General features: G+C 46.2%; 17 protein-coding genes, 2 tRNA genes and 1 rRNA gene. 7 read left to right on the forward strand and 13 right to left on the reverse strand.

Translation table 11 applies throughout. The features are described 5' to 3' along the window. Window positions 1-170: 170 nt before the first annotated feature. The 4 genes from XDD1_RS15115 to gmhB form a co-directional block, all read right to left on the reverse strand. A tRNA-Ala gene (locus XDD1_RS15115) sits at window positions 171-246 on the reverse strand. A gap of 118 nt (window positions 247-364) precedes the next feature. After that, window positions 365-441: transfer RNA gene (locus XDD1_RS15120), tRNA-Ile, on the reverse strand. A 69-nt stretch (window positions 442-510) separates the two neighbouring features. Next, window positions 511-2,053, reverse strand: a 16S ribosomal RNA gene (locus XDD1_RS15125). A gap of 368 nt (window positions 2,054-2,421) precedes the next feature. Continuing rightward, a complete protein-coding gene (gmhB, locus tag XDD1_RS15130; protein ID WP_045973683.1) occupies window positions 2,422-2,988 on the reverse strand; it encodes a D-glycero-beta-D-manno-heptose 1,7-bisphosphate 7-phosphatase in 567 nt (188 codons plus the stop codon). 179 nt (window positions 2,989-3,167) lie between these two features. Here gmhB and metN point away from each other — a divergent pair, with 179 nt between their 5' ends. From metN to proS, 6 genes are all read left to right on the forward strand, one after another. Beyond that, a complete protein-coding gene (metN, locus tag XDD1_RS15135) occupies window positions 3,168-4,199 on the forward strand; it encodes a methionine ABC transporter ATP-binding protein MetN (protein WP_045972465.1) in 1,032 nt (343 codons plus the stop codon). Further along, a complete protein-coding gene (locus XDD1_RS15140) occupies window positions 4,192-4,845 on the forward strand; it encodes a methionine ABC transporter permease MetI (RefSeq protein ID WP_045972467.1) in 654 nt (217 codons plus the stop codon). The genes metN and XDD1_RS15140 overlap by 8 nt, the downstream gene beginning before the upstream one ends. A 73-nt stretch (window positions 4,846-4,918) precedes the next feature. Beyond that, a complete protein-coding gene (locus XDD1_RS15145; RefSeq protein WP_045972469.1) occupies window positions 4,919-5,734 on the forward strand; it encodes a MetQ/NlpA family lipoprotein in 816 nt (271 codons plus the stop codon). 86 nt (window positions 5,735-5,820) lie between these two features. Next, window positions 5,821-6,216 carry an Rcs stress response system protein RcsF gene (gene rcsF, locus XDD1_RS15150; protein ID WP_045972472.1) on the forward strand — a complete coding sequence of 132 codons (396 nt, stop codon included), beginning with the start codon at window positions 5,821-5,823 and terminating at the stop codon, window positions 6,214-6,216. Between the two features lie 27 nt (window positions 6,217-6,243). Beyond that, on the forward strand, window positions 6,244-6,951 hold the full coding sequence (gene tsaA / locus XDD1_RS15155) for a tRNA (N6-threonylcarbamoyladenosine(37)-N6)-methyltransferase TrmO (protein WP_045972474.1): 708 nt from the start codon (window positions 6,244-6,246) through the stop codon (window positions 6,949-6,951). A gap of 115 nt (window positions 6,952-7,066) precedes the next feature. Further along, on the forward strand, window positions 7,067-8,788 hold the full coding sequence (gene proS, locus XDD1_RS15160; RefSeq protein WP_045972476.1) for a proline--tRNA ligase: 1,722 nt from the start codon (window positions 7,067-7,069) through the stop codon (window positions 8,786-8,788). Window positions 8,789-8,996: 208 nt separating this feature from the next. Here proS and nlpE read toward each other — a convergent pair whose 3' ends face one another. After that, window positions 8,997-9,683 (reverse strand): envelope stress response activation lipoprotein NlpE, encoded by a 687-nt coding sequence (gene nlpE / locus XDD1_RS15165; protein WP_331710066.1) that lies wholly within the window; start codon window positions 9,681-9,683, stop codon window positions 8,997-8,999. Window positions 9,684-9,991: 308 nt separating this feature from the next. Between nlpE and rof the strand changes: the two genes are divergently transcribed. Continuing rightward, complete coding sequence (gene rof, locus XDD1_RS15170; RefSeq protein WP_045972480.1) at window positions 9,992-10,255, forward strand: Rho-binding antiterminator; 264 nt, start codon at window positions 9,992-9,994, stop codon at window positions 10,253-10,255. A 130-nt stretch (window positions 10,256-10,385) separates the two neighbouring features. Here the strand turns inward: rof and XDD1_RS18510 are convergent, their stop codons facing one another. The 8 genes from XDD1_RS18510 to lpxA form a co-directional block, all read right to left on the reverse strand. Continuing rightward, window positions 10,386-10,844, reverse strand: a complete 459-nt coding sequence (locus XDD1_RS18510) for a VapA/VapB family virulence-associated protein (protein ID WP_052705728.1) — start codon at window positions 10,842-10,844, stop codon at window positions 10,386-10,388. A gap of 456 nt (window positions 10,845-11,300) precedes the next feature. Further along, on the reverse strand, window positions 11,301-12,683 hold the full coding sequence (tilS, locus tag XDD1_RS15180) for a tRNA lysidine(34) synthetase TilS (RefSeq protein ID WP_045972482.1): 1,383 nt from the start codon (window positions 12,681-12,683) through the stop codon (window positions 11,301-11,303). A gap of 34 nt (window positions 12,684-12,717) precedes the next feature. Beyond that, on the reverse strand, window positions 12,718-13,635 hold the full coding sequence (locus XDD1_RS15185) for a DMT family transporter (RefSeq protein ID WP_045972484.1): 918 nt from the start codon (window positions 13,633-13,635) through the stop codon (window positions 12,718-12,720). Window positions 13,636-13,885: 250 nt separating this feature from the next. Then, on the reverse strand, window positions 13,886-14,845 hold the full coding sequence (gene accA / locus XDD1_RS15190) for an acetyl-CoA carboxylase carboxyl transferase subunit alpha (RefSeq protein ID WP_045972486.1): 960 nt from the start codon (window positions 14,843-14,845) through the stop codon (window positions 13,886-13,888). 12 nt (window positions 14,846-14,857) lie between these two features. Then, complete coding sequence (gene dnaE, locus XDD1_RS15195) at window positions 14,858-18,340, reverse strand: DNA polymerase III subunit alpha (RefSeq protein WP_045972488.1); 3,483 nt, start codon at window positions 18,338-18,340, stop codon at window positions 14,858-14,860. A gap of 15 nt (window positions 18,341-18,355) precedes the next feature. Then, entirely contained in the window at window positions 18,356-18,946 is a 591-nt protein-coding gene (rnhB, locus tag XDD1_RS15200; RefSeq protein ID WP_045972489.1) for a ribonuclease HII, read from the reverse strand. Beyond that, a complete protein-coding gene (gene lpxB / locus XDD1_RS15205; RefSeq protein WP_045972490.1) occupies window positions 18,946-20,130 on the reverse strand; it encodes a lipid-A-disaccharide synthase in 1,185 nt (394 codons plus the stop codon). The genes rnhB and lpxB overlap by 1 nt, the downstream gene beginning before the upstream one ends. A 4-nt stretch (window positions 20,131-20,134) precedes the next feature. Then, window positions 20,135-20,932, reverse strand: a complete 798-nt coding sequence (lpxA, locus tag XDD1_RS15210; protein ID WP_045972491.1) for an acyl-ACP--UDP-N-acetylglucosamine O-acyltransferase — start codon at window positions 20,930-20,932, stop codon at window positions 20,135-20,137.

Genomic DNA, 20,932 nt, shown 5'->3' on the forward strand with positions numbered 1-20,932 from the left:
CACAACCCGAAGGTGTCTTCAGGTCGGAGTGTGTTGAGAGACTCATCAATGACCCATTACGGTCACTGATTGTTTCAAATTTTCAGCTTGTTCCAGATTGTTAAAGAGCAAATTTTTCACACCACACGGTTTTCCCGTATGTTCTGAAAAATGTTTTCATTGAAGAGTCATGGTGGAGCTAAGCGGGATCGAACCGCTGACCTCCTGCGTGCAAGGCAGGCGCTCTCCCAGCTGAGCTATAGCCCCATAATTTGTATCATGGCCCTGCAATTCTCTTAGCCGCAGGCGATTTCAACGCGAGTCGCGCAGTGTACGTTAGTACATGAGCAACGCAGCGCTTGAAAACGTCAAGGGTAAGTAGAACTGGTAGGCCTGAGTGGACTTGAACCACCGACCTCACCCTTATCAGGGGTGCGCTCTAACCACCTGAGCTACAAGCCTATACCGATACCGTCTCTTCTTTTATCAGACAATCTGTGTGAGCACTGCACAAAATCTACTATCTCAGGTTAAGGAGGTGATCCAACCGCAGGTTCCCCTACGGTTACCTTGTTACGACTTCACCCCAGTCATGAATCACAAAGTGGTCAGCGCCCTCCATAAAGGTTAAGCTACCGACTTCTTTTGCCACCCACTCCCATGGTGTGACGGGCGGTGTGTACAAGGCCCGGGAACGTATTCACCGCAGCATTCTGATCTGCGATTACTAGCGATTCCGACTTCATGGAGTCGAGTTGCAGACTCCAATCCGGACTACGACAGACTTTATGAGTTCCGCTTGCCCTCGCGGGGTCGCTTCTCTTTGTATCCGCCATTGTAGCACGTGTGTAGCCCTACTCGTAAGGGCCATGATGACTTGACGTCATCCCCACCTTCCTCCGGTTTATCACCGGCAGTCTCCCTTGAGTTCCCACCCGAAGTGCTGGCAACAAAGGATAAGGGTTGCGCTCGTTGCGGGACTTAACCCAACATTTCACAACACGAGCTGACGACAGCCATGCAGCACCTGTCTCAGCGTTCCCGAAGGCACGCCTCTATCTCTAAAGGCTTCGCTGGATGTCAAGAGTAGGTAAGGTTCTTCGCGTTGCATCGAATTAAACCACATGCTCCACCGCTTGTGCGGGCCCCCGTCAATTCATTTGAGTTTTAATCTTGCGACCGTACTCCCCAGGCGGTCGATTTAACGCGTTAGCTCCGGAAGCCACGCCTCAAGGGCACAACCTCCAAATCGACATCGTTTACAGCGTGGACTACCAGGGTATCTAATCCTGTTTGCTCCCCACGCTTTCGCACCTGAGCGTCAGTCTTCGTCCAGGGGGCCGCCTTCGCCACCGGTATTCCTCCACATCTCTACGCATTTCACCGCTACACGTGGAATTCTACCCCCCTCTACGAGACTCTAGCCAACCAGTCTTGGATGCCGTTCCCAGGTTAAGCCCGGGGATTTCACATCCAACTTAATTGACCGCCTGCGTGCGCTTTACGCCCAGTAATTCCGATTAACGCTTGCACCCTCCGTATTACCGCGGCTGCTGGCACGGAGTTAGCCGGTGCTTCTTCTGCGGGTAACGTCAATCGTAAGCTGTATTCGAGCCTACGCCTTCCTCCCCGCTGAAAGTACTTTACAACCCGAAGGCCTTCTTCATACACGCGGCATGGCTGCATCAGGCTTGCGCCCATTGTGCAATATTCCCCACTGCTGCCTCCCGTAGGAGTCTGGGCCGTGTCTCAGTCCCAGTGTGGCTGGTCATCCTCTCAGACCAGCTAGGGATCGTCGCCTAGGTGGGCCCTTACCCCGCCTACTAGCTAATCCCATCTGGGTTCATCCGATGGCGTGAGGCCCGAAGGTCCCCCACCTTGCTCCTAAGAGATTATGCGGTATTAGCCACCGTTTCCAGTGGTTATCCCCCTCCATCGGGCAGATCCCCAGACATTACTCACCCGTCCGCCACTCGTCAGCAAAACAGCAAGCTGTTTCCTGTTACCGTCCGACTTGCATGTGTTAGGCCTGCCGCCAGCGTTCAATCTGAGCCATGATCAAACTCTTCAATTCAAAGTGTTTGATGCTCAAAGAATTTCACTGTTAGTTCATAATGAATTAACTGCTTAGTCACTCTTCAAGACTTTAAATATTTTCCGCCTTTCGGCGTTGGATAGTGTCTTGCGAGTGCCCACACAGATTGTCTGATTAATTTGTTAAAGAGCGTTGGCAACCGGCCGTTTCTGCCGGGTTGCGAGGCTGCGTATCTTACGCTTTCCTCTTATTGTGTCAAGCCTTATTTTTCAGGGCTTTTCACTTTGTCATCCCGACAGGTTTGTGTGTTTGTCGTGACAACGGAAGCGCATTATAGGGAGCCTTCTGATTTAGGCAAGCCTTTTTTGTGATTTCTTGTTTAAGCGCTTACAATTTCGCCCAAAAGGTTATTTTTGCCTATTTTTTATCACATTTGGTAGGTCTGACAAGCTATTAACGACCCAATCCGCAGCTTGTTCTGCTTCTTCTGTTACTGGTTTTCCTGTACGAACGAGAATCTTGGTTCCGATTTCCGCTGCCTTGGCTGCCAACATATCTTCTATTTTGTCTCCTACCATATAAGAAGCAGACATATCGATATGTAATGCTTCCTGTGCATCTAACAACATTCCGGGTTGCGGCTTACGGCAGCCACAGCTTTTCTTATATTCTCCATCCTCTGCTTCTGGATGATGCGGGCAATAATAGATGCCATCAAGATCAACACCGCGATCCGCCAATGACCAATCCATCCATTCTGTTAATTGCATGAACTGATCTTCAGTAAACATCTTACGGGCAATACCTGACTGATTTGTCACCAAAACCAGGGCGTAGCCCATTTTTTTCAATTCCAGCATGGCTTCAATGGCACCATCAATAAATTGAAAGTTATCTATCTCATGTACATAGCCATGATCGATGTTAATCGTGCCGTCACGATCTAAAAATACGGCGGGAATACCTTGCGTCACCTGATTACTCCAAGAATGTAATAAGCGGACAGTATCGCATGATTTATTACTGATTGAAAATGCAGCATTTAACTTATTCATTGTTGACTTGGACGTCTAGACGCCTTAACATCCAATTTAATTCGTGACTTGTTGAAAGGTTCTCAAGTCATTCATCTCTACTTCTAATAAGAAAAAAAATGATAAGACTGACTAAGATAAACAAGATATTTCAACAAGGAACGCGCTCGATAAAAGCGCTTTCAGATATCAACCTCCATGTTCCACAGGGGCAAATATATGGCGTCATTGGTTCTTCCGGTGCTGGTAAAAGTACCTTAATTCGCTGTGTGAATATGCTTGAACGGCCGACTTCGGGTCAGGTATTAGTGGCCGGGCAGGATCTCACTTCGCTTTCAGAACGTGAACTCACTCGTGCACGTCGCCATATTGGCATGATTTTCCAGCATTTTAATTTACTGTCATCCAGAACAGTCTTTGATAATGTTGCGTTACCTTTGGAACTGAATAACACGCCAAAAGCGGAAATAAAGGCCAAAGTTAACGAATTGCTGGAGTTAGTTGGCCTCGCTGACAAACATGATGCTTATCCTGCCAACTTATCTGGTGGTCAAAAACAGCGTGTTGCTATTGCGCGGGCTTTGGCAAACTCGCCTAAAGTGCTTCTGTGTGACGAAGCCACCAGCGCGTTAGATCCAGCAACAACTCGTTCTATTCTGGAATTATTAAAAGATATTAACCGTCGACTGGGATTGACCATTCTTCTCATTACCCATGAAATGGATGTCGTAAAACGTATCTGTGATCAAGTTGCCGTCATCAGTGGGGGTCAATTGATTGAGCAAGATATTGTGAGCGAAATATTTTCGCATCCTAAAACGCCGGTTGCGCAAGAATTTATCAAATCTACGTTGCATTTGGATATTCCTGAAGATTACTTACAGAAGTTACAACCAGAATCAGCGCCTGATCGCTGCCCATTATTGAAACTGGAATTCACAGGTAAGTCAGTCGATGCACCGTTAATTTCGATGGCAGTTCGCCGCTTTAATATCGATATCAGCATCTTAAGCTCCCAGATGGACTACGCCGGTGGTGTTAAATTTGGGGTGATGCTGGCTGAATTAGATGGAGAAAGCGATAGCATCAAATCAACAATTGCATTTTTAGAAGAGCATCATGTGAAGGTGGAGGTTCTCGGTTATGTCTGAAGGAATGATTTTATTATTGGCTAAAGGAGTCTGGGAAACTCTCGTCATGACTTTTGTTTCTGGTTTCTTTGGCTTTGTTATTGGATTGCCGGCGGGTGTACTTTTATACGTTACCCGTCCTGGTCAGGTCATTGAAAATAGTACGCTTTATCGCATACTTTCGGCATTGGTCAATATTACACGTTCAATACCTTTTATTATTCTGTTGGTATGGATGATCCCGTTTACCCGCCTGATTGTAGGGACATCAATCGGTTTGCAGGCGGCGATTGTTCCGTTGACCGTGGGAGCGGCGCCATTTATTGCCCGCATGGTGGAAAATGCTTTATTGGAAATTCCGACTGGCTTAATTGAAGCCGCACGTGCAATGGGGGCCACACCGTTCCAGATTGTTAAAAAGATCTTATTGCCAGAAGCATTGCCAAGTTTGATTAATGCCGCAACCATAACGTTAATTACCTTGGTTGGCTATTCGGCAATGGGTGGCGCTGTTGGTGCCGGTGGTTTGGGGCAGATTGGTTATCAATATGGCTATATCGGCTACGATGCGACCGTGATGAATACCGTATTAGCATTATTAGTTGTTTTAGTATTCTTGATTCAGGTAGGCGGTGATCGTTTAGTGAAGATCGTCAATCGTAAATAGATTATTTCAACATAGCAGTACGCAGTAACTTGAGTAAAACAGGTTAAATATCAGTATTCAATAGGGGTGAAATATGTCAGTGAAATTGAAATCCATTGCGGCAATCAGTGCATTATTAGGTACATTAATTCTTGCCGGTTGCGGACAGGAACAACGTGATCCAAACCATATCAAGGTTGGCGTTATTGCAGGACCTGAACTTAAAGTTGCTGAAGTGGCTAAACAAGTGGCTAAAGATAAATATGGCCTTGATGTTGAGCTGACGACATTCAATGATTACGTTCTGCCGAATGAATCATTGAGTAAAGGCGATATTGATGTGAATGTCTTCCAGCATAAGCCTTTCTTAGATCAGCAAGTGAAAGAGCGTAACTATAAATTGGCTATTGTGGGTAACTCTTTCATTTTCCCAATGGCGGCCTACTCCAAAAAAATTAAGTCACTGGATGAATTGCAGGAAGGTTCTCAAATTGCCATCCCTAACGATCCGACTAACCAAGGCCGCGCTTTGCTGTTATTACAAAAACAAGGTCTGATTACGCTGAAAGAAGGTGTCGGCCTGCTGCCAACGATTTTGGACATTACCGGCAATCCCAAGCACTTAGATATCGTGCAGTTGGAAGCACCACAATTGCCACGTTCACTGGACGACCAAAAGATTGCTTTCGCGATTATCAATAATACCTACGCAGGGCAGATTGGTTTAACACCTGAACAAGATGGGATTTTTGTTGAAGATAAAGACTCACCTTACGTCAATATTATTGTCAGCCGCGAAGACAATAAGGATGCGGAAAATGTGCAAAAATTTGTGAAAGCGTACCAATCCCCAGAAGTCGAAAAAGAAGCGCATGAAGTCTTCAAGGGTGGCGCAATAAAAGGCTGGTAATCTTTCCTATTTAGTCAATCAAGATTAAACTCATTGGGTGGATATTTTTATATCCACCCATTTTTTCAATACGGGGATTCAACTCAATGCGTGTATTACCTGTCTGTTTCATGGCGCTCTTTATCGCTGGGTGTACATCACTGCCCACTCAATTCGATAAATCAGATAGGCCAGACTCGACGTTGAAACACCCGTCAGCCAAGGAAAACAGAGTGCCCTCTTATGTCCGCCTGTATACCAAGCCAGATGAGCTTTCAAGTTTGACATTTAAAGAGCTGGGGATTGTCGCCGGAGAATCCTGCCGTAGTACGCTGCAAGACTCTCCCGCCAGTATCGCAACTGCACGGCAAAACATGCTGGCAAAAGCCGCTTATCTCAACGCAAATGCCGTTTTACTTCATCAATGTGCCATTTTACCGGGTCAAGGTTGTTACCAAATTGCCATTTGTGAAGGGTCAGCATTACTGACAACCCATAACTAATTCAAATTGTCATTATAAAAAACGCTCATGGCAGATTTTCATTTTACGCAAATAGGAACCATTCATTCTCCTTACAAAGAGAAATTTGCCATTCCCCGTCAACCGGGTTTGGTCGAAGATGGTACAGGGCAGCTAGAATTACTTGCGCCCTACAATCAGGTTGATGCAGTACGCGGGCTGGAGCAATTCAGTCACTTGTGGATTATTTTTGTGTTTCATCACACTATGAACGATGGCTGGAATCCACTGGTGCGCCCACCCCGTTTGGGGGGAAACGCGAAAATGGGCGTGTTTGCCACCCGTTCAACCTTCCGCCCCAATCCGGTTGGCATGTCGCTGGTGGAATTAAAAGGCATTCAATGCGAGAACAACCGTGTCATTCTGGAACTGGGGAGTTTGGATTTGGTGGAGGGAACACCAGTTATCGATATCAAACCTTACCTGCCCTTTGCCGAATCACACCCAGAAGCCAAGGCCGGTTTTGCCCAAGCAGCACCCGATGCAGATATGGCAGTTAACTTCTCACCAGAAGCCGAATGCCAACTTTTATCCCACCAAGCCAATTACCCCCACTTGAGGCGTTTTATCAGCCAAATATTGGCGCAAGATCCCCGTCCTGCCTACCGCAAAAAAGCGCAGGAAAACCGAATATACGCCGCTCACATCTTAGATTTCAACGTTCGTTGGCGGGTTCTTAATGCCATGACCGAAGTGGTTTCTATCGAACACAGTTAAAACTCCTTTTGACATCGCAAGCTCGCTGGTAGACTAGCGGTTTGTCTTTATTTTCTGGGTTGAGTGGTAATCTCTTACCGCCCAAAAGCAATTTGCTATCCAATGGAAACTTACTATGCGTACTAGCCAATATCTGCTCTCTACTTTAAAAGAGACACCTGCTGATGCAGAGGTAGTCAGTCATAAACTGATGCTTCGTGCCGGAATGATCCGTAAACTCGCTTCAGGTCTGTACAACTGGATGCCGACAGGTGTTCGCGTGTTGAGAAAAGTTGAAAACATTGTTCGTGAAGAGATGAATAATGCAGGCGCGATTGAGGTTTCCATGCCGGTAGTTCAGCCAGCAGATTTGTGGCAGGAGAGTGGCCGTTGGGAGCAATATGGCCCAGAATTACTGCGTTTTGTTGATCGTGGAGAACGTCCTTTCGTTTTGGGGCCGACTCATGAAGAAGTTATCACTGATCTGGTTCGTAACGAGGTTACTTCCTATAAACAACTTCCTCTCAATCTGTTCCAGATCCAGACCAAATTCCGTGATGAAGTCCGTCCACGCTTCGGGGTGATGCGTTCACGTGAATTTATCATGAAAGATGCCTACTCTTTCCACACCAGCCAAGCGTCTCTGCAAGAGACTTACGATAAGATGTACGATGCCTACAGTAAAATCTTTACCCGCATCGGCTTGGATTTCCGCGCCGTTCTGGCGGATACCGGTTCAATCGGTGGCAGTGCTTCTCATGAATTCCAGGTTCTGGCCGCCAGCGGTGAAGATGATATCGTTTTCTCTACCGAGTCTAACTATGCTGCCAATATTGAATTGGCTGAAGCAGTTATGCCATCAGGGGAACGTGCTGCGCCATCTGAAGAGATGCGTCTGGTCGATACGCCAAATGCCAAAACCATTGCTGAATTGGTCGAACAATTCAACCTGCCCATTGAAAAAACCGTCAAGACACTGATCGTGCATGCCGCCGAAGAGAGCGGACACAAGTTAGTCGCCTTGCTGGTGCGTGGTGATCATGAATTGAATGAGATCAAAGCCGAAAAATTGCCTTTGGTCGCCAGCCCGCTGAATTTCGCCAGCGAAGAAGAGATCCGTGCCATCGTCAACGCTGGCCCTGGTTCTTTAGGTCCGGTCAACCTGCCTATGCCTGTCATTATTGACCGCAGCGTATCTGTCATGAGCGATTTTGGTGCCGGCGCAAATATTGATGGCAAACACTATTTCGGCATTAACTGGGAGCGTGATTTACCCCTGCCAGAAGTGGCGGATATCCGTAATGTCGTCGAAGGTGACACCAGCCCGGACGGTAAAGGAACGCTGTTAATCAAACGGGGTATTGAAGTGGGTCATATCTTCCAATTAGGCACGAAGTACTCTGACGCCCTGAAAGCAACGGTGCAAAATGAAGATGGGCACAATCAAGTTGTCTCGATGGGATGCTACGGTATTGGTGTAACCCGCATCGTTGCCGCCGCCATTGAGCAGAACTTTGATGATCGCGGCATTATCTGGCCGGATGCCATTGCCCCGTTCCAAGTAGCCATTTTGCCAATGAACATGCACAAATCTTACCGGGTGAAAGAAGTTGCTGAGAAATTATACGCAGACTTACGTGCCAACGGCATTGATGCCATTTTCGATGATCGTAAAGAGCGCCCCGGCGTGATGTTTGCTGACATGGAACTTATCGGTGTACCACATACGCTGGTTATCGGTGATCGTAACCTGGATAACGGTGAGATCGAATATAAATGCCGCCGCACAGGTGATAAACAAATGCTGAAACTGGAAGAAATTATTGGTTACCTGAAAGGCCATATTCAACAGGCTTAATCTTGCCTGAAAGCAGCAGATTATTATCTCCCCGCGCCGCGGGGAGATAATAAAGGCATCTTGAAGTACGACGAATATATGTATACCCAATGGATTTCAAGTTGCATCGCGGCGGCAAGAGAATGAATCCCCGGAAGCATAGATAACTATGTGACCGGGGTGAACGAGCGCAGCCAACAAAGAGGCAGCTTGAAAGACGACGGGTATATTATTTCTTGGTACGACAGGAAGCGGCCTTATCAAAACGAATTTTACCTGTTTGGATCACCGCATGATCAAACAACCCATCTTCCATCGAAGGACGCAGCGTATAGTAGCCTTCTATTTCCACATAAACCGGGGTTCCGCCTTCCACTCCCGTCGCGCCGTAACCACGTTCTAAATCGATATTTTCAGCAGCATCATAACGCTTTCCAGTGCCACATTCCGTAAAAAGCGCCGAATCGGCAAAATAGCGGTATTCTCCCGCCAGCTTTTTCGGTTTTACTTTATCCAGTTCATAATTGAAGTCTGACTGAATTGGCTCACCGTTGATATCCAGCATAACCACGCTTTCACCTTTCATTAGATAATAAGATTTTTTGCCGTCTTGGTCACTCAAGACGATCTTTTTACCGTTTCTTACCCAATGACCCGTTTCAAAGAACGTATTTTTCTCGCTTTTGGCTTCCAAGTAGGTTTGCCCCAATATATAGCTCCCATCCTCGGCAAGCTGTAAAGTCGTCTCGATACCTGCACAATCCGCGCAAGGCACGACACCACTAAACACTTTCTCGGTTGACTGGGGCTGCTCCTGAGATATAGGGCTATCCTGTGTTACGGGAGGATTTTGACATCCCACCGCAGTGAATACACCAGCAGCCAACAAAGCAAACAATATTTTTCTATTCATCATTTAATCCAATAAATTCAAAAAGATAATTAATGATCTTCAAATGAAACATAAACCTTATGTAACAAGATTGACGTTACTTTACCGTATTCCAAAATGCGCAGAGAGAAAAATCAAATAGTATGACTCTATTTCATTGTGTAATGATAAGATACAAGTTTAACTGGCTTCCTGTCGCAGCAAAATTCTCACCGACTGATTCAGTCATCACAGGAGGCTGACTATGCTATAGTCGTAAGTAGCATTTTACGTTCGATTTAGGTTAATCACGGGCGGCACGATAACCGCCACTAACATAGTGGTGAGCAAATATGTCTATAGATAACGAAGAATATCAACCAATTAACTGTGATGATTACGATAACCTTGAGCTAGCCTGCCAACGCCAGCTACATTTGCATCTCCAATTGCGGGATGGTGAAATCTTTGAAGGGAAAGCCAAAGATCTGATTTTAAGAAAGAAAATTGAATATCTTCTTATTGATTCAAATGAAGGAACCCGTGAACTTAGGTTAGATTATATTATCAGTTTCAGCAATCCAGAAATTGGAACGATTATTATTGAGCATTCTTGAATCTGATCGCAAATAACGATGAGCACCTTCCTCCAAAAGTCCTTATATCAATAAGGACTTTTTATATAAAAATAAGCCCCTATAAGCCAATTATCAAGCTGCTATAGTGTCCATAGTGGAGGAAAATATTTTAGTGAACAGATGACCAAGAACCATAGCCAGTACCTGAAGATAAAACCGACGAAATGCCAAATCCAACGAAATTTGCTAATAACGTGCTATTTAGGTCAAAAAACAAGAATATTCCTGAGGTTAAGTCCGAAATGTACCAAAAAGAATCCGTATTCGCGCGTAATTTATCAAAATCTTTGGCATAAAGTTTCCCCCAATAGCTTCCTGAACCTGGTGAATCTACAACATTCCCATGCCCAATAAATATAAAACCATTACTCACAGCCAATTCCACATGAGTGTAAAAAACATAACTGGTAATATAAGGCCTTGATTTATAGGCATAACCTTTTTCACCTAAAAGAAATTTTTTGTATATTTCATCAAGTTTGTTTTGCTCTAACTTACCTTGCATTTCTTTAGAAAACACTTTTAGCGCTTGAACTTTAATTTCATTTTCATTAATCGCATCAATCATATTATCCACCTTATTTAAAACAAAGGATATCGATAATGATTTAATCAATGCTCACTTTCTACTTTCAGTTTTCAGATGGCGATAAAATTAAAAGAATTCACAATAACTTTATTATAGATTAACCGTCCAATTCATATGGTTAATGACTTTAAATTGCGTATCAAAATGATAGAAGTAAATCTTCTCACGCGCGACAGGATTGCAAACTCTCACTTTTATAAAAACTTATTTAAATCCCGAGCAAATTTTTAAAGTGAAAAATTAAAACATAGGCATTTAGAAATATGATTAGCTTATATATAAAAATATAGTACACATTGTTATATTTTCAAGATGAAAATATAAATTGACTAAATTTTTTAGCGAAAGAAGAGATCACACTGTTTGTAATGTAATCTCCTAAATCAATGAGTTAGCTTTTAAAATTTCGAGTAATGGAAAGAACCCACTCTGCCATTAAGTATGAAGCGTGGTTCTCTGCCACTGCACTGAAATTCCCTCGTCATCAGGCAAACTCTGCCCTTCTTTAGTGATGAAAACGCCCAACGCAGCAATCAATTGTTCATTGTAATAGAGCAAAGGGATTCTCTCCCTAAGCCAAGGCGCAACCCCCAATTCTTGCCACAGTTTTTTACTGTGACGGGAATGTTGCCGTCCCACAATGCTGATATTGCCCTGAACACCGAAACGCACGGTCACTTGCTCATGACGGTTTGGCTTTCTCACTGTCATACTGTTTTCAATACTGTTTTGAACACCATTTTCAATACGCTTTTCTTTAGCGCAGAGCAGTGTTCCCAATCTATCTGGTAACGTCAATTCCTGCTGTAAATCCCATTCAAGCAGAGATCCCGCCAGATTCTGGTATTGAGGCACCAGCCAAAGTTGCTGCCGATAACGACGAATATCCTGTTGCCCTACTCTAAAGCGAGGTTCTGCATCTTGCCGGGCAAGTGCCACTTCTGACCAAATTCGCTGGAGTTGCTCTCGTGCCGGCATTTTTACCCCACACTGATTAAGCCATCGCCGCAGCAACGCATTCCGTTTGGCTTCAGAACTGTTTTCCAAAGGAGGAATAGCGATTGCCCCTTCCGATGTCATCAATGAATGCAAAGATTCTTCCAGCAATTCATCCAGCAATTGTTCTTGTTCCCCACATAAGCTGGCACTGCGGGAAACAGCTTGCGGAAAATGGGGCCAACGCTGATTGAGTAACGGCATGATATTCAGGCGCAAAAAATTACGGTCATAGCGATCATCTTGATTACTGTCGTCCTCAACCCATGGTAATTTTTGTGTCTGTGCATAGGCTTCCAACTCTGCACGACTGATATTGAGTAATGGGCGAATCAATGTCGTTCCCGCAAACGGCATTCTGGATGGCATGGAAGACAATCCAGCCGGACCGCTGCCCCGTTTCAAGGCTAATAAAAACGTTTCTGCCTGATCATCAAGATGTTGTGCCGTCATTAAGACTTCACCTTGCTGTAGCTCATGCTGGAAAGCGTGATAACGCGCATTTCGTGCTGCGGCTTCAATCCCGTGCCGGCGGGTATTAAGCTCAACTTTTTCAGTGCGAAAATCAATCTGCCAGTCAGCACAAACCTGCCGACAGTGTTCAACCCATAAATCCGCCTTTGGGTTTAAACCATGATGAATATGAATTGCCCTTAATGCTATTCGTTCACAGCTCAATTGATGTGCTTGAGTTCGCAAACGAACAAGCAAATGCAGCAATACAGAAGAATCCAATCCACCGCTAAATCCGACCAAAATCTTTTTATGCTGACCAATGTGTTCTGCTAACGTAGTAAGCAGAAAATCATAAGAACTTGCCATTATAGAGCCAAACCTTTCCTCTTTATTCGTCAAATCAATCCTCAATCAGATCATCTGTTAATTTATTTTGTTCTGACGTTTTTCTCTGAGTACTAATACAAAGTAATCCAGAAATGATAACCAGCGCTAGCCCAAACACATACGCCGGAACAAACGCATCACCAAAAAACAGGATAATCCACATCATCGACAAAACCGGGGATAAAAACAGGATTGAGGCAATTTTATGAGAATCAGGGGCGTTCATGGCCTTGAACCAAATAATATAAGAAACCCCATTCAGTATGATGCCGTTAAGCAACGTTGGCATCAGAGAATCACCGACAGGGACGTTAATGCTGCTGAAAGCAAACATAAATACGGCGGATACTAAGGTAGAGCAGGTAAATACCCAAAATGTACTAATATAAGGATCAATCGCAAATTGCCTCGATAATACCGACATTAAGGCAAAACAAAATGCCCCGCTAAATACCAGCAACAATGCCTGAGGATGTTCTACCGCAATCTCGGTAATATTGCCTTTCGTGAAGGTAATCACAACCGCCATAAAGCCCATTGCAATGCCGATCATCTGCTTGATCGACAATTTTTCTTTAAACAGGAAAAATGACAATCCAATAATCATTAACGGCCAGCTATATTGGATCACCAAAACAGCAACACCATTCTCAATGGAATAGCCATAGTAAAGCAGCAAATAGAAGAAACAATCCAAAGCACCTAAGATCAATACCTTAAGCATAACGGGAACAGGGATGAACAAAAGTTTTTTCCAGCTTCTCCCCATCATCAGCGCGACAACAAATACCGCCAAAACAGACAAAATGTTTGACCAGAATAAATATTGGAAGTGATCCATCTCTTTCTGACCAAAACGCGATATAGAAGGAATAAAGCTCCAGATAAACACACAAGAAAATGCATAAATAAGATACTTATATTTGGCCATAGAAAAACTCAACTTATTTATTTTTAAAGCCCAGCCTACAAGGCACCTATTTCATCCCTATAAATAACAAAACAGGTGGAAAGACCAGGGAATTACCGTTCCTCAATGCTCTCCACCTGATAAATTTTCCATCTGCTATTCGCGATATTAAAAATATCGCTGTATTATGTGAAAACCACCCTCAATAATAGCCAGCGTCCAGAATTTATTTGCAGATCTTTTTACCTGTAAACCTTTTTACTTGCGAACCTTAGCAGTAACCGTATTGCATTAAGCGCTCATAACGACGGTTAACTAACTCTTCACTATCCAGCTCACTTAACGCAGAAAGATCAGCCAACAATTGAGCTTTCAATGTTTCAGCCGTTTCTTCATAGTTACGGTGTGCACCACCCAGGGGTTCGGCAATAACCGTATCAATCAGATTCAACTCTTTCAGACGTGGCGCGGTATTTCCCATGGCTTCAGCCGCCAATGGTGCTTTTTCAGCGCTTTTCCACAAAATGGAAGCACAGCCTTCAGGCGAGATGGTCGAGAAGGTGCTGTATTGCAACATATTAATTTTATCACCCACACTCAGCGCCAAAGCCCCACCAGAACCCCCTTCGCCAATCACCGTACAGATGACGGGGACGGAAAGGCGCGACATTTCACGCAGGTTACGGGCAATCGCTTCTGACTGACCCCGCTCTTCTGCACCGACACCCGGATATGCGCCGGGGGTATCAATGAAGGTAATGATTGGCAATTTGAAACGCTCAGCCATTTCCATCAATCTCAACGCTTTGCGATAACCTTCCGGTGATGGCATGCCAAAGTTGCGGCGGATCTTTTCTTTCGTTTCACGCCCTTTCTGGTGGCCAATCACCATCACTGGACGACCCTCAATACGCGCCAATCCGCCCACGATGGCTTTGTCATCAGCATAGGCACGATCACCCGCTAATTCTTCAAAGTCAGTAAAAATGAGCTTAATATAATCCAGCGTATAGGGACGCAGTGGATGACGCGATAGCTGGGAAATTTGCCATGCCCCTAAATCAGCGAAAATTTTGCGGGTCAGCTCCAGGCTTTTTTCCCGCAGACGCTGGACTTCTTCATCCAGATTGATATCTAGCTTTTCATCTTGACGGCTAACTGCGGTGAGCGAATCGATTTTCGCTTCCAACTCGGCAATCGGCTGTTCAAAATCCAGAAAATTCAGACTCATAACGTTCCTATTCTAGTCAAATTCTAATTCTACCTGCTCATTACCCAGCAGAGTTCGCAGATCGGTCAAAAGGGTGTCTGTTGGCGTTACCCGCCAGGTTGCACCGAATCGTAAACGGGCGCGGGCATCTACCCGCTGATAATAAAGATGAACCGGCATCGTTCCTGAACGGTGTGGCTCCAATGCACCACGGAGACGGTTCAATAATTGCTCATCAATTTGCCTGTCTGATAACGAGATAGCAAGCCCACGTGCAAATTTTTCACGGGCTTCACTGATATCCATTAATTCACGCACTGTCATTTTAAGCCCACCGCTAAAGTCATCAAAGCTGACTTGCCCGGTGGCAATCAAAATCTTGTCCTGTTCCAATAAATGCTGATACCTTTCCAACGCATCAGAAAACAGCATGATCTCCAGACGCCCTGAACGATCGTCCAATGTGCTGATCCCGATCCGGTTTCCCCTTTTGGTTGTCACGATTTTGGACGCTAGCACCAAACCTACCACAGTTGTGACTTGACCACGAGGTGTCGGGTTCACATCTTTTAGACGCAATCCATTGGTATATCGTTCAATCTCTTTTAAATAACCCGTGATCGGGTGGCCGGTTAAATACAAGCCCAGTGTTTCCCGCTCACCATCCAAGACCACCTGATCCGGCCATTTTGGCGTACTGGCATAGGAACGCTCAACCTGTTCGGGTTCTTCGGCCAACACACCAAACATATCCGTTTGACCCGTCGCTTCCGCTTTAGCATGTTGATCCGCGGCTTTCAGTGCCCCTTCCAAAGAGGACATCAGTGCCGCACGGTGTGGCCCCAGCCGGTCAAAGGCTCCGGACATAATCAGCTTTTCCATTACCCGGCGGTTGATTTTTTTAATATCAACACGGGCGCACAGGTCGAACAGCTCCTTAAAGTGACCTTCTTTCTGTCGGGCTTCGAGCATCGCTTCAATCGGCCCTTCCCCCACACCTTTAATCGCACCGATACCGTAAACGATTTCTCCGTCATCATTGACGTGGAAATGATATAAACCGCTATTGATATCCGGGGGCAACACTTTCAATCCCATGCGCCAGCACTCATCCACCAGCCCAACGACTTTTTCGGTGTTATCCATATCCGCGGTCATCACAGCAGCCATAAATTCTGCCGGATAGTGCGCTTTCAGCCATAACGTCTGATAAGAAACCAGTGCATAAGCGGCGGAGTGCGATTTGTTAAAGCCATAACCCGCGAATTTCTCCACCAAATCGAAGATCTTCATGGCGAGTTCGCCACCAACGCCCTGTTTTATCGCCCCTTCTTCAAAGACTGACCGCTGTTTAGCCATCTCCTCGGGTTTTTTCTTACCCATTGCACGACGTAGCATATCTGCCCCGCCAAGGGTATAACCTGCCAGAACCTGTGCAATCTGCATCACCTGTTCCTGATACAGAATGATACCGTAAGTCGGTTCCAGGACGGGTTTCAAGGATTCATGCTGCCATTCAACGTCAGGGTAAGAGAGCTCTTCCCGCCCATGTTTACGGTCGATAAAGTTATCTACCATGCCGGATTGCAACGGCCCCGGACGGAACAGTGCCACCAATGCGATCATGTCTTCAAAACAGTCGGGACGCAGGCGTTTGATCAAGTCCTTCATCCCGCGGGATTCAAGCTGGAACACGGCCGTCGTTTCAGAACGTTGCAGCATATCGAAACTTTTCTGATCATCCAGCGGAATAGCCGCGATATCAATCGGCTCCAGCCCTTTTTTGGCACGACGGGCATTCACCATCTCAAGTGCCCAGTTGATAATGGTCAGGGTTCTCAGGCCAAGGAAGTCAAACTTAACCAGACCGGCATATTCCACATCGTTTTTGTCAAACTGGGTAACCGGGTTTTGCCCTTCGGGATCACAGTAAATCGGGGCAAAATCCGTAATCCTGGTGGGCGCAATAACCACACCGCCCGCATGTTTACCGGCGTTACGCGTGACACCTTCCAGCTTGCGCGCCATGTCTATCAGCGCCTTAACCTCTTCATCTGCCTCGTAAATTTCAGGTAGCTGTGGCTCGGCGGCAAAGGCTTTTTCCAACGTCATGCCCGGATCAGGCGGTACCAGCTTTGATATGCGATCAACAAACCCATAAGGGTGCCCAAGGACACGCCCAACATCGCGGATAACCGCTTTCGCCGCCATCGTACCAAACGTGATAATCTGCGATACGGCATCCCGCCCGTACATATCGGCAACGTGATCGATAACCTGATCACGTTTTTCCATACAAAAATCGACGTCAAAGTCAGGCATGGAAACACGTTCAGGGTTCAGGAAACGTTCAAACAGCAGATCGAATTCCAGCGGATCGAGATCGGTAATTTTTAATGCGTAAGCCACCAGAGAACCGGCACCGGAACCACGCCCCGGACCAACGGGAACACCATTGTCTTTCGACCACTGGATAAATTCCATCACGATCAGGAAGTAACCCGGAAATCCCATTTGGTTGATAACGTTCAGCTCAATATCAAGGCGTTCATCATAGGCCGGGCGTTTCTGCGCCCTGATTTCCGGTTCGGGATAGAGAAACGCCAGACGCTCCTCCAGCCCTTGTTTGGATTTTTCAACGAGAAAATCTTCCGTGCTCATTTCTCCTGTCGGGAACTGCGGCAGGAAATACTCACCGAGACGGATGGTGACATTACAGCGTTTAGCAATTTCTACGCTATTTTGTAGCGCTTCAGGAATGTCTGAGAAAAGCTCGCACATCTCCTGTTCACTGCGCAGATATTGCTGAGGGCTGTAATTTTTAGGCCTTTTCGGATCAGACAGCGTATAACCATCATGGATAGCCACCCGAATCTCGTGGGCGTCGAAATCTTCGCTTTCCAGAAAGCAGACATCATTAGTGGCCACAACGGGAAGATTTTTTTCTACTGCCAGTGCCACCGCCGCATGAAGATAATTTTCTTCATCCAGACGCCCGGTACGGATCAACTCAAGGTAATAGCTGTCAGGGAAATGTTCCTGATAAAAATTGAGACATTGTTCCACCATCACACGGTTGCCACGCAACAGGAATTTACCCACATCGCCCATGCGCCCGCCTGACAGTAGGATCAGACCGGTTTTATATTTTACCAGCCATTCCCGCTTGATGGTGGGGCCAATCGCACCGTACCCTTTTTGGTAAGCCTCTGAGATCAGCAAGGTCAGGTTTTGATAACCTTCATTATTGCGGGCCAGGATTGTCAGATGGGCATATTCATCCCCCAACAAATCGTTTTCCACATAAAAATCTGCCCCAATAATGGGCTTAATACCGGCACCGTGGGCACTGCCATAGAACTTCACCAATCCACATAAGTTGGTAAAATCCGTGATCGCCAAAGCTGGCATGCCCAATTTGGCGACTTTTTTCACCAACGGGCCAGTCTTGGCCAAGCCATCAATCATTGAATAATCGCTGTGAACACGTAAGTGTACAAAACGTGGTTCTGTCATAATCTGTCCAGATTTTTATCCAAGACCTAGCGCCCGTTTGACTGGCGCAAAACTTTTACGATGATGCTCCGTCGCGCCCAGAGAGGCCAGTTTTTCCAGATGCAGGGCGGTAGGGTAACCTTTATGTTGCGCAAAGCCGTAGTCAGGGAACTGTTTATCCAGTTCGGCCATTTCTCTGTCCCGTGTCACTTTGGCAAGGATAGAGGCCGCACTGATTTCTGCCACCAGACTATCACCCTTCACAACCGCTTGGGCTGGCATGGTTAATGCCGGGCAACGATTGCCATCGATCAAAACATAATCTGGCGTGACGGCCAACCCTTCAACGGCTCTCTGCATCGCCAGCATGGTGGCATGGAGAATGTTGAGCTGATCGATTTCTTCCGGCTCTGCACGACCAAGACTCCAGCACAAGGCTTTCTCTTTTATTTCCACATATAACGCTTCACGGCGTTTTTCCGTGAGTTTTTTCGAATCCGCTAAGCCGGCAATCGGTTTCGCCGGATCAAGAATAACGGCCGCCGTGACGACAGCTCCGACTAACGGGCCACGCCCAACTTCGTCAACACCAGCAATCAAATTCGCCTGTGGATAAACAAAATCCATTATCTTCTCGCTAATTCCAGAACGGCTTGCGCAGCCTGTTCATCGGCATCACAGCGAATGCGTTCATGCAAATGCAAAAACGTCTGTTTTAACGCTTCCACATCTGCGCCACCTTGCAAAAGAGGTAACAGCGCCTCTGACAATGCTTTGGGCGTGCATTCATCCTGTAGTAATTCTTTAACTAATTCTTTGCCTGCCAGCAGGTTGGGCAAGGAAACATAAGGGGTTTTCACCAAGCGCTTTGCCAACCAGAACGTGAACGGTTTCATTCGATAGCCCACCACCATTGGGCATTTGGCCAGCATACACTCCAGCGCTGCCGTACCGGAGGCAAGTAAAGTGGCATCGCTGGCAATCATGGCTTCACGCGCTTTCCCCTCCAGTAAATGGAGCTGCAAATCCGGTGCTGTCTCGTTTTTAATGCGCTGAAACTGTTCACGCCGTTTGGCATTAACCAAAGGAACCAATACATGCAGATCGGGGAATTTCTCCCGCAATAGTCGGGCGGTTTTTAAGAAGTCAGCACTGAGCATCTCAACTTCAGCATGGCGGCTACCGGGCAAGATTGCCAGACAGTGGGCAGCCAGAGGAATATCCAACCTATTTCTGGCGGCGGCTTTGTCGGTTTGCAACGGCATGGCATCTGCCATCGTATGCCCAATAAACCGGCATGGCACGTTAAACTGATCGTAGAAGGCTTTTTCAAAGGGTAAAAATGCCAAGACCAAATCCGTTGCCTGCCCAATCTTAAACACACGTTTCTGGCGCCATGCCCAGACAGATGGGCTAACGTAATGGATCGTTTTAATGCCCTGCTGCTTAAGCCGGCCTTCCAGGGTAATGTTAAAGTCAGGCGCATCAATGCCAATAAACACATCCGGCTTCAACGCGCTAAAACGCGCGGTTAACTCCTTGCGTATTTTCAGCAAACGCGGCAAACGTCCCAGAACTTCAACGATCCCCATGACGGCCAGTTCTTCCATCTCATACCAGACTTCACAACCTTCGGCCTGCATAAGAGGGCCGGCAACACCCACAAAGCGGGCGTGCGGAATTTTTGCTTTCAATGCGCGAATCAACCCAGCGCCAAGGATATCACCGGATGTTTCTCCGGCGACCAAACCAATTGTCAGCGGGCGCTGATTATCAACAGAAGACAAGGTAGTCAAAGGAGTATCCTTCATCTACTTAACGAATAATGCCACGGCTGGATTTTGCGGAATTTTCCAGAAAATCGCTGAATATTTTCACATGCGGGTTAGTTTCCGATTGAAGACCAATGTCTTGTCTGGCTTCGTCTAACGTTTTTCCGCTGCGATAAAGCGTCTTATAGGCGTGACGAATGGCATGCAGCGATTCTTTGTCAAACCCACGACGTTTTAGGCCTTCAATATTCAATCCGAAAGGTGTTGCATGGTTTCCCTGTGCGATGATGTAAGGAGGAACATCCTGAGCAACGCCGGAACAACCACCGACCATCACGTGGGAACCAATTTGGCAGAATTGATGCACCGCCGTCATTCCACCGATAATGACATAATCGCCCAGAATAACATGCCCCCCCAATGTGCCGTTGTTCGCAATAATACAACGATCACCCACAATGCAGTCATGGGCGATATGGACGTTGATCATCAGCAAATTATCACTGCCAACTCTGGTCACCCCGCCACCCTGAACCGTGCCTCTGTGGATAGAAACACTTTCACGAATACGGTTACGGTCACCAATTTCAACGCGGGTAGGTTCACCCTGATATTTGAGATCCTGATTGACCTCACCGATGGAGGCAAATTGGTAAATCTGGTTATCACGACCAATCTTGGTTATCCCGTTAACCACAACATGGGATTTCAATTCAGTCCCTTCACCAATCTCAACGTGAGCACCGACATAACAAAATGGGCCAATGCGGACATTGGCACCAATAACAGCACCCTCTTCAACAATGGAAGAGGGATGAATAACAGCGGTTTGATCAATCAT

The sequence above is a fragment of the Xenorhabdus doucetiae genome, assembly GCF_000968195.1.
Taxonomy (GTDB): domain Bacteria; phylum Pseudomonadota; class Gammaproteobacteria; order Enterobacterales; family Enterobacteriaceae; genus Xenorhabdus; species Xenorhabdus doucetiae.